This is a genomic window from Streptomyces bicolor (assembly GCF_000719285.1).
GTDB classification, from domain to species: domain Bacteria; phylum Actinomycetota; class Actinomycetes; order Streptomycetales; family Streptomycetaceae; genus Streptomyces; species Streptomyces bicolor.
The window spans coordinates 1-13091 of the sequence record NZ_JOFS01000053.1 but is presented as its reverse complement, the minus strand read 5'-3'; the positions used below and the strand labels follow the sequence as shown (position 1 = coordinate 13091).

Sequence of the window (13091 nt, the reverse complement as noted above, 5' to 3'; positions counted from 1 at the left end):
GCTCATGTGTCGTCACCTCCCTTGAGCCGTCCGACGAGGAAGACGGCGAGCAGTATCGAGATCGCCGCGACCATCACGCATCCCATGGCCGCCGCGTAGCCGAACTGGCCGTAGCGGAAGGCCTCTTCGTAGGCGAAGAGCATGGGCAGCCGGGTGCGGCCGCCGGGGCCGCCGCTGGTGAGCACGTAGACCAGGGCGAAGGAGTTGAAGTTCCAGATCAGGTTGAGTGCCGTGATGGAGAGAGCGACGGGTCGCAGGGCGGGCCAGGTGACCGTGCGGAAGCGGCGCCAGGCGCCGGCGCCGTCCACGGCCGCCGCCTCGTGCAGTTCGCGCGGGGTGTTCTGCAGGCCGGCGAGCAGGGCGACCGTCGTGGTCGGCATGCCCGCCCAGATGCCCACGACGATGACGGCGGGCAGCGCGGTGCCGAGCCCGCTGAGCCAGTCACGGCCGTCGCCGAGGCCGAGATCGCGGAGCGTCTCGTTGAGGATCCCCGCGTCGGGGTTGTAGACCAGCCGCCACATGACGCCGACGACGACCTCGGGCATGGCCCACGGCACGATCGCGAGGGCGCGGGCCAGCCAGCGCAGGCGCAGGTCCTGGTTGAGGAGCAGGGCCAGGCCCAGCGCGAGCAGGAACTGCGGCACGGTGACTCCGACGGCCCAGACCAGGCCGATCCGGAACGACTCCCAGAACAGCGTGTCCTGCAGCAGATCCCGGAAATTGAGACCGCCGATCCACTGGGTGGGCTGGGTCCGGCCGGACTGTGCGTCGGTGAAGGCCAGCAGGATGCCGTAGAGCAGCGGACCGACGCTGAGGATCAGGATGGGGATCAGCGCGGGCAGTACGAGGAACCAGGCGCCGTGATCCGTGACACGCCGCCGCCTCGTGCCGCCCGGCACGCGTCTCACCGGCCTCTCGGCCTCGGCCACCGATGTCACGGAATCAGCCCCTTCGCGCGGCTCGGACGGGCCCCGTCATGGTCGTGAAGGCGCCGTACCCCGTCAAGGTCGCGCGCACGCGGTCCGACCTGTGGAAATGCGAGACTGGCCGACGGATGGCGGGAACCCGACGCCGTTCACGACAGGCTGACGACCACACGGAGGCGGGCGATGGACGAGGCAAGGGCGCGGGACGTACTGGCCGCGGCGGACGTACTCCCTGCCCCGGCACGGGACGCCCGACTCCTCGCCCTCGGTGAGAACGCGGTGTTCGCCGCCGGTGACCTGGTCGTCAAGGTGGGCCGCGACGCGGAACTCCTCGACCGGGCGCGACGGGAACTGGACATCGCGGTGTGGCTGGCCGAGGCGGGTGTGCCGGCGGTGCGGGCGGCTGCCGCCGAGGCGTTGCTCGTCGAGGGGCATCCGGTCACCGTGTGGCATCGGCTGCCCGAGCCGGTACGGCCCGCCGAGCCGCGGGATTTGGCCGAACTGCTACGGGTGGTCCACGCGCTGCCGGCGCCCCCTTTCCCGCTGCCTCCGCGGGAGTTGCTGGGCGGTGTGGAGCGGTGGCTGCGGCTGGCCGGGGATGCGATCGACGCGGCGGACGCGGCGTATCTGCGGGAGCGCAGGGACGGGTTCGCGGCGGCCGTGACGGGGCTGACGCCCCATCGGACGCCGGGCCCCATCCACGGGGACGCACTCCCCAGGAACGTCCACGTCGGCCCCGGTGGTCCCGTCCTGGTCGACCTGGAGACCTTCTCGGCCGACCTGCGTGAGCATGACCTGGTCGTGATGGCGCTCTCCCGGGATCGGTACGGGTTGCCCGCGGCGGCTTACGACTCGTTTGTCGAGGCGTATGGCTGGGATGTGCGGGAGTGGGAGGGGTGTTCGGTGCTGCGCGGGGCGCGGGAGACGGCGAGTTGTGCGTGGGTGGCTCAGCATGCGCCGAGTAATCCGAAGGCGTTGCTCGAGTTCGAGCGGAGGGTGGGGTCGTTGCGGGAGGGGGACGAGACGGTGCGGTGGCATTCGTTTTGAGCGCTTACGGTCCGGGGGAGGGCAACCATGGTCAGCACCGGGGCGAGCACATGTCTGATCGCGGCGGCCTGGGTCGGCTGCCGCTTCTAGGATCTGCGGCATGGCAACAAGACTCGTGCAGATCAATATGAAGGCTCAGGACGACTCCGTGCTCGGCCGGTTCTGGGCGGAGGCACTCGGGTGGGGTGTCGACAGCGAGGGACCCGGCGTTACCAACCTCGAACCCGTGGGTTTCGCCTACCCCGATCCCGCGGCCGTCTGCATCGACATCATCGCCCGCCCGGAACCCAAAACGGTGAAGAACCGGGTGCACGTTGATCTGGCCACCACCTCGACCGCCCATCAGGCGGAGTTGGTCGCGCGCTTGAAGGATCTCGGCGCGACGCTCGCCGACGTGGGTCAGGGCGACGTCCCCTGGACGGTCATGGCCGATCCGGAGGGCAACGAGTTCTGCGTCCTGGAGCCCCGCCCGATCTACCAGGACACCGGGCCGATCGCCGCCGTGGTGGTCGACTGCACCGACCCGCGAGGGATGGCCCGGTTCTGGGGCCAGGCGATGGACTGGACGCTGCACGAGGTCACCGACGACCACGCGACCATGCGCTCCGCCAAAGGCGTCGGACCCTACCTGGAGTTCCTCCGCACCCCCGACACCAAGAGTGTGTGGAACCGCGTCCACCTCGACGTCAGCCCCTACCCCGGTGACGACCTGGAAGCAGAGGCAGCCCGACTGCGCGCCCTGGGCGCCACCGACCCTGGTATCGACCAGTCCGCGATCGCCTGGACGGTTCTGGCCGACCCGGAAGGCAACGAGTTCTGCCTCCTCACTCCTCGCTGACCTTGCACAGCGGCCCCGGCCGGTTTCGGGTCAGCGGCGAAGACCGCGTCTCAGGGCGTCGCCTCACCGTCACTTCCCCGGTTCTGGATGCTGCGCGCGGCTCGGCGTAGCTCCGTCAGGACCGTGCGGACCGCTGTGCGTGCCGTGCGTTCGGGGCGGTAGAGGGCGTCGATGTGGCGTCTCGCCTGGACGCCGCTGAGGGGTCTGAGGACCAGTGCCGGATGCGGGCGCATCGTCCACCGTGGCATCAGGGCGATCCCGCCGCCGGCCGCCACGGCCTCCGCCACCACCGCGAACTCGTTGATGCGGTGGGCCAGATGGAGGCGCCGGCCCGCCGCTGCCGCGATGGCCTCGATGACCGCCAGGACCGGGAAGCCGTCGTGCACGGTGATCCACGGCTCGTCGGCCACGTCGCGGGGGGTGACGCGGCGCTTGCCGGCGAGGGGGTGGTCGGCGGGCATGGCTACGTCCAGCGGCTCACGCAGCAGCGTCGTCGTGCCCACCGTGTTCGGCCACGGCGGGGCGTGGTCCAGGCGGTGGGCGACGACGATGTCGTACTCCCGGGTGAGCCGGGGGAAGTCCTCCTGGGGTACGTCCTCGTCGGCCAGCCTCGGCACCGGCCCGCCCGGGCCGGCGAGCGCTCGGAGCAGCGGCGGGAAGAGCGCCGCGCCCGCGCTGTGGAACGCGGCCACCGACACCTCGCCCTCCGGCTGCCCGACGAACTCCTCGACCGCATGCCGTGCCCGTGCGAGCGCCGTCTCCACCTCGACGGCCGCGCCCGCCAGCGCCTGTCCGGCGTCGGTGAGCACCAGGCGGCGCCCCTGCCGCTCGGTGAGCGGCACCGGGATCGCGCGCTGCAGCAGCCGTAGCTGCTGGGAGATCGCCGACGGCGTCACCAGCAGCGCCTCGGCGACCGCCGTGACACTGCCCAGTTCGCCGAGCTCCCGCAGGATCCGCAGCTGCCGTTCGTCCATGGCCCCAGTCTAGGGACGATGTAGTGCCGCTAAATGATCGTTTTAGAAGGTGGTACTGGGCTTCAGGGTCTCCTCCGGTGCACGGTAGGGGCGTGTCCGACGTACGCCGTACCGATGCGGTACTCCTCCTTGTCGCAATCGTCTGGGGATCCAGCTATCTGTCCGCCCAGACGGCCACCGCCGCGCTCCCCGTCCTGCTCGTGCTGTTCGCCCGCTACGCCCTGTCGGCCGTCACCTGTCTCGGTGTCGTCGCCTCAGGGCGGCGCGGGTCACCCCGCTGGACCCGTGACGAGCTGCGGGCCGGTGTGCCCTTGGGGGTGACCCAGGCGGCGGTCCTGGTGGTGGAGACGTACGGCGTCGCCCACACCAGCGCCGCCAACGCCGGACTCATCATCAGCCTCACCATCGTCCTCACCCCGCTCCTAGACCGCGGCGACAACAGCCGCGCGCTGCCCGGCCCCTTCTTCGCCGCGACCGGCCTGTGCGTTCTGGCCGTGGGCCTGCTGATGTCGGGCAACGGCTTCCACTCGCCGCGCCTCGGCGACCTGCTGATGCTCGTCGCCGCGCTGATCCGGGCCGCGCATGTCGTGCTGGTCGGCCGATTCACCGTGGGGCGTGCGATCCGCCCGCTCCAGCTGACGACCGTGCAGACCCTCGTCGGCACGGTGCTGTTCCTGCCCGCCGCCGCCCTGGACCTGCCGACGCTGGTCCACGCGGACCCTGCGACCTGGGCCCAGCTCGCCTATCTCGCCCTGTTCTGCAGTGTGTTCGCCTTCCTCGCCCAGACCTGGGCCGTACAGCGCACCTCGGCCAGCCGGGCCAGCCTGCTCCTGGGCACCGAGCCGGTCTGGGCCGTCGCGGTCGGCATCGCCCTCGGCGGGGAGCACCTCACTCTGCTCACCGGCCTCGGCGCGGCCCTGATGGTCACCGGCACGTACTGGGGGCAGGCGGTGGAAAGGGCGCACCGGAGCGCACCGGAACCTCGGCTCCCCACCACCGGTCACTCGCGCCGCCCCGCGACCGCCGCCTCATCCCGCATGACGGCCGGCACCCCGCCCCTCACCACGGCCGGCACCCCGCCCGGCACGCCCGAGACCTCGCCCGGCGCCGCAACCGATTCTGCGCCCGCCGCCACGGCTCACCGCCTCGCCAAGGACTCCGCATGACCGACCGCACCCTCGACCACCACCTGCACCACGACACGTACAGCCATCTGATCTCCCTGCTCGACGCCTCCTGCGTCGACTACCGCCTCATCGACCACGAGCCCGAGGGCAGCACCGAGGCCGTCTGCGCGCTGCGCGGGCACCCGTCCTCCGAGGCCGCGAAGTGCATCGTGCTGCGGGTGAAGGTGGACCGGCGCACGACACGTCACGTCCTCGCGGTCGTCCCCGGGGACCGACGGGTGGATCTGGACGCCGTACGGACGCTGTTCGCCGCGCGCTACGTCGGCTTCAGTGACGCGGCCACCGCCGAGCGACTGGCCCGCGCCGTCCCCGGCACGGTCCTGCCGTTCAGCTTCGACCCGGACCTGGAACTGGTCGCCGACCCGGACGTCGTGGCCCAGCCGAAGCTGTACTTCAACGCGGCCCGGCTGGATCGCTCGCTCCTCATCTCGGGCGCAGACTACGAGCGGTTGGCCAAGCCGCGTATCGAGCGCATCGCGGCACCGGCGCCCACGGCGGCATAACCCTCAGACCGCGTCCCCCGCCACCCGCTCCCCCGCCGGCTCCCTGAGCGGCCACGTCGCGTCGACCACCGCCGTCGCGTCGCCCTTGCGGCGCAGGAAGTTCTGGAAGTCCGCCGCCCACTCGGCGTACCACTCGATCTGGCGGCGGTGCAGCTCCGCCGGGCCGAGGGCCGCGATCTTGGGGTGGCGGACGGCTATCGCGCAGGCCAGGCGGGCCGCGGCGAGGGCGTCGGCGGAGGCGTCGTGCGCGGAGTCGAGGGCGATGCCGTACTCCCGGCAGACCGCTTCGAGGTTGCGCTTGCCGCGTCGGTAGCGGTCGGCCCAGCGGTCGATGGTGTACGGGTCGATGACCGGGGCCGGATCCAGGCCGCCCAGGCGGTCGCGCAGGGACGGCAGTCCGTACCGCCGCAGTTCGGCGGAGAGCAGGCTGAGGTCGAACGCGGCGTTGTAGGCGACGACCGGCACACCCGTCTTCCAGTACGTCACGAGGACGTCCGCGATGGCGTCCGCCACCTGGTCGGCCGGGCGACCCTCGGTGGCCGCGCGTTCGTTGCTGATCCCGTGGACCGCGACCGCGTCCGCCGGGATCTCGACGCCCGGATCCGCCAGCCACTCCTTGTGCCCTATGGGCTGCCCGTCCCGGACCTCGATCACGGCCCCCGTGACGATACGCGCCTCGCGCGGATCGGTTCCCGTCGTCTCCAGGTCGAAGCCGATCAGCAGCTCCCGGTGCCAGCCCATGGGTGGTCCCCCTTCTTGGTGGTGCTTTCCCCCAGTGGTCTCCACCCTCCCATGCGCCACTGACAATCAGAGGACCGCATTCCGCTTCTGCGGCCGGACGGTTGCGGGCAGGCGCGGGCCAATTCCGGACAGGTCTGGATAGGTCAGGACAGGTCAAGACACCGGTCGTGAATCCGCCCACATGAGTTCGAACTCCTCGCGGTACGTGGGGAAAAGCCCGCCTTCGTCGATCTCGCCCGACTTGACCACCCGGCTGCCGTTGCGCAGCACCAGGACCGGCGCCTCCAGCCCTCGCGTCCGGCGCAGATAGGTCTGCACGACAGCGATGCCGTCCGAGCCGTCGCCGTCCACGAGATAGGCCGTGAAGCGGGGCGTCTCGTCGAAGACCTGGATCTCGAAGGCGCCCGGGTCGCGCAGCCGGGACCGCACCCGGCGCATGTGCAGGATGTTCATCTCGACCGCGCGGCTCAGTTCGCCCCGCTTGATGCCGAGTTCGCGCTCGCGCCGCTTGACCGCGCTGGAGGCCGGGTTCAGGAACAGCAGCCGCGCCCGGCAGCCGGACTCGGCTAGCCGCACCAGGCGCCGCCCGGAGAAGTTCTGCACGAGCAGGTTGAGGCCGATGCCGATGACGTCGAGCCGGCGCGCGCCGCCGAAGATGTCCTCGGCCGGGAACTGGCGCAGCAGCCGTACCCGGTCGGGGTGCACGGCGACCACGTCGGCGTAGCGGTCGCCGACCAGGTCCTCGACGGCGTCGATGGGCAGCCGGCGCGCCGACGGAACGTCCCCGCCCGTGCCGAGGATCTCCAGCAGCCGCGCCGAGGCCCGTTCGGCCTGGTTCAGGACCGCCTCGGACAGGGCCCGGTTGCGCGAGACGACGTTCCGGGTCACCTCGAGCTCGTCCAGAGCGAGTTCGACGTCCCGTCGGTCGTCGACGTACGGCTCGAAGCACGGCCAGTGCTGCACCATCAGCTCGCGCAGCTGGGGCAGGGTGAGGAAGCTGAGCACGTTGTCGTCGGCCGGGTCGAGCAGGTAGCCCTTGCGGCGGCTGACCTCGCGGACGGCGACCGCGCGCTGCACCCACTCCTGACCGGCCGGTCCGGCCGCCGCCACGACCCAGTCGTCGCCGTGGACGGGTTCGTAGATGGGACGCAGAACAGCGGCCACGACGGCGCGCAACCGCTGTTCGACGAGGTTCAGCCAGATATAGGCCCGGCCGGCCCGCTGGGCGCGCGTACGCACCTCGCGCCAGGCGTCGGTGTCCCAGTCCAGCTCCGGGCCGATGGAACTGGTCTCCATCGGCCTGGCCAGGGACACCGTGCCGGGTGGGACGTCTGTGGAGTTCCCCTCGTGACCCTCGTCACCAGGGGGCAACTCCAGCCCTCCCGAGCCCACCCGCGCACCGCCTTCCGCTCCCCCGAGCACTCCCCGTCCCAACGATCAAGGAAGGGTACTCCGGGAGCGGTCGGCGGTGCAGCCGGATGGACAGGGTCGTTTCTCAACTATCGCGGCCGACATGGCCATTGATGCCCTTGAGGTCCGCCGGAGTGAGCGGATTCATAGCGGTCACGTCCCGCGGGGCGATGGAGAAGCCCTGCCAGTGGACCGGCATCGGCTGCTGGTCCTCGTCCCGCACGATGTGGTGGAAGCCCACGTTCATCCAGACCACGGGGTGAGTGAGGGACTGTCCGTTGACCCACTTGTCGACGGACCTGGGGTGTCCGGCACCGCAGGGGGGCAGGTTCTCGCTGGCGTACTGCTCGCACTTGTTGTACTCCGTGAAGTACACGTCGTGCGAGGTGAAGGGACGGCCCGGGAACTTCGTGGTGACACCCGGGACGAGTTCGTACGAGCGCGCGTGCCCGTCCTTGTTCTTGCCGGTACCGCTGACCACCCGCCACCAGCGCATGTTCTTGGCGTCGCCGGCGAGTTCCTTGGTGACCTTCGTGAGCGTCGTCTTGTTGGTCGGCCCCTGGTCGCCCGCCGCCGGGCTGACCTTCGAGTCGTACTGCTCGATCCGGGTCTTGGAGGAGCCGTCGAGACCGAAGTCGAGCCGCCAGAAGACGTTGTGGCTGTGGCTGTCGGCGTAGTCCTTGGCGCCCTTGCCGATGGGCCAGCCGCGGCCGTCACCGCCGTCGTAGTCGTCGGGGGCGAGGCTGCCGGTCGCGCCGACGTTCATGGTGAGGGTGCCGTCGTCCTGGAAGCGCCACTCGGTGATGTACTCGTACCAGCTCACCTTGTTGATGGTGTAGAGCAGCAGGTCCTTGCCCTGGGCCTGGTACGTCTTGCCGATCCCGCCGTTCGGCGGCTCGGTCTGCAGGTGGTACGCGTGGCCGCGGGAACGCGTCGTGGCGCACAGACCCTTGACGTCCGACGACTCGGAGTAGGCGGGCTCGCGGACCTTGACGGTCTTGATGGTGCCGCCCGGGCATTCGGCGGGCTTCATGTTCAGCAGGCCGTTGCCGAAGTTGTACGTCGTCAGGTCGTTGAACTCGGAGTTGCCGTCGTCGTACGGCACATGGATCTGGGCGAGCTTGGCGCTGTTGAGGACCTTGATCGGCTTGGCCTCGCCCGGCGGCTGGTAGGAGATGTCCTCCAGAATGACCCCGGACGTGCCGTTGAAGCGCCAGCACATCCGCCAGGTGGTCCCGGTGGAGAGTTTCTGCTCGATGCGGTACGCCGCGCTGCAGTTGGGGGTCGGGGCGGCAGCCGCCTTGGGCTGGGCGGCTGCCGGTCCCGCTCCGGTCGTCGCGCCGGCGGCCAGCGCGGCCAGGGACAGACCGAGAGCCGCCCGCCTGCGGGCACGGCTGATTCTGTTGACGCGCATGAAGAGGTGACTCCCTTACAGGAGGTGCAGAGTTGGAAAAGTGAACTGAGGTCGGCTCAGCCGAGACGGATCACCTTGCGGGCGCTCAGGTCGATCACGAAGTCCCTGAGGTCGACCCACGCCCCGTTCTTGATCTTCGGGAACAGCCGGGTGCAGCGGTGCTCGCCGCACTTCGCGACCGACGCCGATCCGCCCGGGTTGGCCGTGTACACCATGCTGTTCAGCTGCAGCTGGTCCGGGGAGGTGAGCTCCTTGCCGGTGGCGTCCTTGTAGTCCGCCTTCAGACCCGCGCCCAGCGGATCGGCGATCAGCAGCTTGGCGGCCTCGGCCTCCTCGGAGCGGCTCAGCGGCGGCTGGACACCGCGCTGCGTGGCGGTGTGCTCGACCTTGCCCGTGTCGAGGTTGATGGTCCGGGTGACGAGGGTGTCGTCCCGGTAGTCGTAGAAGGTCACGTCGGCGCGCCGAGGCGCGTTCGGGTCGTCGACCTCGTCTGCCTCGGGCTCGGCGAGCTGGGTGTCGATCCGCTGCGGGCCGCGCGCGCCCCTGACGTTCTCGCTCCCGTCGAACAGCTGCCGGTTCACCGCGAGCTTCTCCACCCGCGCGATCTCGTCGTCGGTCAGCGGGTCGTTGCCCTTGCCTCGGTCGCCCTCGGCGGGCGCCTCCTCGACGACGCCGGGCTGCACGGCGGCGGCGCCACCCTGTCCCTGAGCCGCCTGCTGGGCGGACTGGCCGCTGCCGTCGGCCCCTCCGGTCGTGTCGGCCCCGGCCGTCCCCGGCAGGGTGATCCCGACCATGACGGCCGTTCCGGCCACCGCGATGGCCGCACCCGCCACCACCTTGCCCAGATGGCGGTGCACTATCTTGCGCACATCTTCCCCCTACTCCCCCTTCGTCCCCGGGAGTACGTGTCGGCCCCACTGGTACGCCCTTGATGGCTGTACCCGCGTCTGCACTGGTCGACCGGTAAGAGGGACGTAAGTCATAGGTGGTTCCATCACTTTCGGGGAGACTCGACGGCAAGGCGCCCACGACGGCGGGCCCGAGCTGAAAGAGTCGTGTCCATGCAGGTCTGGCCTGGAGAGGCATATCCACTCGGTGCCACTTACGACGGCGCCGGCACCAACTTCGCGGTCTTCACGGAGGCCGCGGACCGAGTAGAGCTGTGTCTGCTGCACGACGACGGCTCGGAGACGGCGGTGGAACTGCGGGAGAGCGACGCCTTCGTGCGGCACGCGTACGTGCCGGGCGTCATGCCGGGACAGCGGTACGGCTTCCGGGTGCACGGCCCCTACGCCCCCGAACGCGGCCTGCGCTGCAACTCCGCGAAGCTGTTGCTCGACCCGTACGCCAAGGCCGTCAGCGGCGCGATCCGCTGGGGCGAGGAGGTGTACGGCTACCACTTCGACAAACCCGACAAACGAAACGACCTGGACTCGGCGCCGCACATGATGTCGTCGGTCGTGGTCAACCCGTACTTCGACTGGGGCGACGACCGCCGACCGCGCACCGAGTACCACCACACGGTCATCTACGAGGCCCATGTGAAGGGCCTCACGATGCGGCACCCTGGGCTGCCCGAGGAGCTGCGCGGCACCTACGCCGCCCTCGCCCACCCGGCGGTCATCGAGCACCTCACCGAGCTGGGCGTGACGGCGCTGGAGCTGATGCCGGTCCACCAGTTCGTGAACGACCACCGCCTGGTGGACATGGGCCTGAACAACTACTGGGGCTACAACACCATCGGCTTCTTCGCCCCGCACAACGCGTACGCCTCCTGGGGCGACCGCGGTCAGCAGGTCCTGGAGTTCAAGTCGGCGGTGCGTGCCCTGCACGAGGCCGGTATCGAGGTGATCCTCGACGTGGTCTACAACCACACCGCCGAAGGCAACCACCTGGGCCCCACGCTGTCCTTCCGGGGCCTGGACAACCAGCGCTACTACCGCCTCACGGACGACCCGCGCTACTACATGGACACCACGGGCACCGGGAACTCCCTGCTCATGCGGTCCCCGCACGTCCTGCAGCTGATCATGGACTCGCTGCGCTACTGGGTCACCGAGATGCACGTCGACGGCTTCCGCTTCGACCTCGCGGCCACCCTGGCGAGGCAGTTCCACGAGGTGGACCGGCTGTCGTCGTTCTTCGACCTGGTGCAGCAGGACCCGGTGGTCTCCCAGGTGAAGCTGATCGCCGAACCGTGGGACGTGGGCGAGGGCGGCTACCAGGTGGGCAACTTCCCGCCGCTGTGGACCGAGTGGAACGGCAAGTACCGCGACACCGTACGGGACCTGTGGCGCGGCGAGCCGCGCACGCTGGCGGAGTTCGCGTCCCGGCTGACGGGCTCGTCCGACCTGTACCAGGACGACGGGCGGCGCCCGCTGGCCTCCATCAACTTCGTGACCTGCCACGACGGGTTCACCCTGCACGACCTCGTCTCGTACAACGACAAGCACAACCACGCCAACGGCGAGGACAACCGGGACGGCGAGAGCCACAACCGGTCCTGGAACTGCGGGGCGGAGGGCGAGACCGACGACCCGGCCGTCCTGGAGCTGCGCGCCCGCCAGATGCGCAACTTCATCGCGACGCTCATGCTGTCCCAGGGCGTGCCGATGATCAGCCACGGCGACGAGTTCGCGCGCACGCAGCGCGGCAACAACAACGCGTACTGCCAGGACAGCGAGCTGGCATGGGTCGCCTGGCCGGAGGACGGGGCGGACGGGGCGGCCGGCTCGGGTGCGGACGACTCGGCGGACGGCTCGGGCGGCGGGGCCGCGGCCCGTCTGTCGCGCGAGCTGCTCGCCTTCACGCGCGCGATGGTGTGGCTTCGGCGGGACCATCCGGTCTTCCGCAGGCGGCGCTTCTTCCACGGGCGGCCCGTCGAGGGAACCCACGACGACCTGTCGGACATCGCGTGGTTCACTCCGCAGGGGGTCGAGATGACCCAGCGGGACTGGAACCGGACGCAGGCCTCGGCGCTCACGGTGTTCCTCAACGGCAACGCGATCTCGGAGCCGGGCTCGCGCGGGGAGCGCATCACCGACGACTCCTTCCTGCTGATGTTCAACGCCTCCCCCAAGACCCTCGACTTCGTCGTGCCGGTCAACCACGGCCGCCAGTGGCAGGTGGTCGTCGACACCGCCCGCACCGACGGGGTGCCGCCCGGGACGGGACCGAAGGTGCAGGCCGGGGACCGGTTGACCTTGGTGGACCGGAGCCTGACGGTGCTGCAGCGGCCGGTCTAGGTCCTGTCGTCAAATCCCCGTCGTCCGCCCGAAGGGCGGGCCCGGCGGCGTCTGGTGTGTGCGATCGCAAGGCGCCGGAGCCGCCCTCGATGGGGGTCCCCCCTCTGGGGGAGTGCGTGCCAGGCGTCGCCGGGCAGGCGGGAATTTGACGACAGGGCCTAGGGGCGAGTGTCGGCGCGTGCGTGTCCGGTCTCGTCACCGCCGGGCACGCGCGCGTGGACGTCGTTTTCGGCGGCGCGTCCGGTGTACGACGCCGGGCGCGCCGTCAGCGCGACCGCGCAGGCGAGTGCGGCGGCCAGGCTGCCCGCCGCGAACGCCGCCGCGGGGCCGTACGACTCGGCCAAGCGGCCGGTGACGGCGACCGCGAGTGCCTGCCCGCCGACGAGCGCACTCGTCGCGAACGCCATCGCCTCGGCGAGCCGCGCCGGCGGAACCACGCGCTCGGTCAGCCCGAACACCGTGATCAGATGCGGGGCGTAGGCGACTCCGAGGACGGTGACGGTGACGTAGAGCGCGGGGAGGCTGCCGGTCCACAGCAGAGGCAGCGACAGCCCGAACGCGGCCGTGGTGGCTGTCCGCCAGCGGGTGCCGAGTGCGATCCGAGCCGGTACGGCGGCCATGGCGAGCCCTGCGACAGCGCTCATCACTCCCATGGCGGCGTACACGAGGCCGGCCTGATCCGGTTGGCCCAGCCGTTGAGTGAGGGCTGTGATGCCGGCCTGGCAGGCGCCGAACATGGCGCCTTGGAGGGCGAGGGCGGCGCGGAGGGCGTGGATGGAGCGGGGGATGGGGGTGGGGGGGGGGGG

At 70.6% G+C, this 13091-nt stretch carries 12 protein-coding genes; 5 read left to right on the top strand and 7 right to left on the bottom strand.

Features of this window, described 5'->3' with window-relative positions:
• Nucleotides 1–2: 2 nt before the first annotated feature.
• Nucleotides 3–938, bottom strand: a complete 936-nt coding sequence (locus IF78_RS0139950; protein ID WP_031486860.1) for a carbohydrate ABC transporter permease — start codon at nucleotides 936–938, stop codon at nucleotides 3–5.
• Nucleotides 939–1109: 171 nt separating this feature from the next.
• Between IF78_RS0139950 and IF78_RS0139945 the strand changes: the two genes are divergently transcribed.
• Nucleotides 1110–1973 (top strand): phosphotransferase, encoded by an 864-nt coding sequence (locus tag IF78_RS0139945; protein WP_031486861.1) that lies wholly within the window; start codon nucleotides 1110–1112, stop codon nucleotides 1971–1973.
• Between the two features lie 100 nt (nucleotides 1974–2073).
• Nucleotides 2074–2811: a VOC family protein gene (locus IF78_RS0139940; protein ID WP_031486862.1), complete on the top strand. Its 738-nt coding sequence runs from the start codon at nucleotides 2074–2076 to the stop codon at nucleotides 2809–2811.
• A 50-nt stretch (nucleotides 2812–2861) separates the two neighbouring features.
• Here IF78_RS0139940 and IF78_RS0139935 read toward each other — a convergent pair whose 3' ends face one another.
• Complete coding sequence (locus IF78_RS0139935; RefSeq protein ID WP_031486863.1) at nucleotides 2862–3785, bottom strand: LysR family transcriptional regulator; 924 nt, start codon at nucleotides 3783–3785, stop codon at nucleotides 2862–2864.
• Nucleotides 3786–3877: 92 nt separating this feature from the next.
• Here IF78_RS0139935 and IF78_RS0139930 point away from each other — a divergent pair, with 92 nt between their 5' ends.
• Entirely contained in the window at nucleotides 3878–4951 is a 1074-nt protein-coding gene (locus tag IF78_RS0139930) for a DMT family transporter (RefSeq protein WP_051828587.1), read from the top strand.
• Nucleotides 4948–5475, top strand: a complete 528-nt coding sequence (locus tag IF78_RS0139925; protein WP_031486865.1) for a YbaK/EbsC family protein — start codon at nucleotides 4948–4950, stop codon at nucleotides 5473–5475. Before IF78_RS0139930 ends, IF78_RS0139925 begins: the two co-directional genes overlap by 4 nt.
• A 3-nt stretch (nucleotides 5476–5478) precedes the next feature.
• Here IF78_RS0139925 and IF78_RS0139920 read toward each other — a convergent pair whose 3' ends face one another.
• The 4 genes from IF78_RS0139920 to IF78_RS0139905 all read right to left on the bottom strand — a co-directional run bounded on the left by IF78_RS0139920 (nucleotide 5479) and on the right by IF78_RS0139905 (nucleotide 9909).
• Entirely contained in the window at nucleotides 5479–6216 is a 738-nt protein-coding gene (locus IF78_RS0139920) for a 3'-5' exonuclease (protein WP_031486866.1), read from the bottom strand.
• A 153-nt stretch (nucleotides 6217–6369) separates the two neighbouring features.
• Nucleotides 6370–7608: an SAV2148 family HEPN domain-containing protein gene (locus IF78_RS0139915; RefSeq protein WP_031486867.1), complete on the bottom strand. Its 1239-nt coding sequence runs from the start codon at nucleotides 7606–7608 to the stop codon at nucleotides 6370–6372.
• Nucleotides 7609–7711: 103 nt separating this feature from the next.
• Nucleotides 7712–9040 carry a copper amine oxidase gene (locus IF78_RS0139910; protein WP_031486868.1) on the bottom strand — a complete coding sequence of 443 codons (1329 nt, stop codon included), beginning with the start codon at nucleotides 9038–9040 and terminating at the stop codon, nucleotides 7712–7714.
• 56 nt (nucleotides 9041–9096) lie between these two features.
• Nucleotides 9097–9909: a hypothetical protein gene (locus tag IF78_RS0139905; RefSeq protein WP_031486869.1), complete on the bottom strand. Its 813-nt coding sequence runs from the start codon at nucleotides 9907–9909 to the stop codon at nucleotides 9097–9099.
• A 192-nt stretch (nucleotides 9910–10101) separates the two neighbouring features.
• Between IF78_RS0139905 and glgX the strand changes: the two genes are divergently transcribed.
• Entirely contained in the window at nucleotides 10102–12285 is a 2184-nt protein-coding gene (gene glgX, locus IF78_RS0139900) for a glycogen debranching protein GlgX (protein ID WP_031486870.1), read from the top strand.
• A gap of 158 nt (nucleotides 12286–12443) precedes the next feature.
• Here glgX and IF78_RS0139895 read toward each other — a convergent pair.
• Nucleotides 12444–13091 (bottom strand): MFS transporter (locus IF78_RS0139895; RefSeq protein ID WP_158751647.1); only part of this gene is annotated, 648 nt, incomplete at its 5' end.

Coding starts and splice junctions, on each gene's coding strand:
- IF78_RS0139910 (WP_031486868.1), bottom strand. CDS start 9,040: ATGCGCGTCAACAGAATCAGCCGTGCCCGCAGGCGGGCGGCTCTCGGT.
- glgX (WP_031486870.1), top strand. CDS start 10,102: ATGCAGGTCTGGCCTGGAGAGGCATATCCACTCGGTGCCACTTACGAC.
- IF78_RS0139940 (WP_031486862.1), top strand. CDS start 2,074: ATGGCAACAAGACTCGTGCAGATCAATATGAAGGCTCAGGACGACTCC.
- IF78_RS0139920 (WP_031486866.1), bottom strand. CDS start 6,216: ATGGGCTGGCACCGGGAGCTGCTGATCGGCTTCGACCTGGAGACGACG.
- IF78_RS0139935 (WP_031486863.1), bottom strand. CDS start 3,785: ATGGACGAACGGCAGCTGCGGATCCTGCGGGAGCTCGGCGAACTGGGC.
- IF78_RS0139945 (WP_031486861.1), top strand. CDS start 1,110: ATGGACGAGGCAAGGGCGCGGGACGTACTGGCCGCGGCGGACGTACTC.
- IF78_RS0139925 (WP_031486865.1), top strand. CDS start 4,948: ATGACCGACCGCACCCTCGACCACCACCTGCACCACGACACGTACAGC.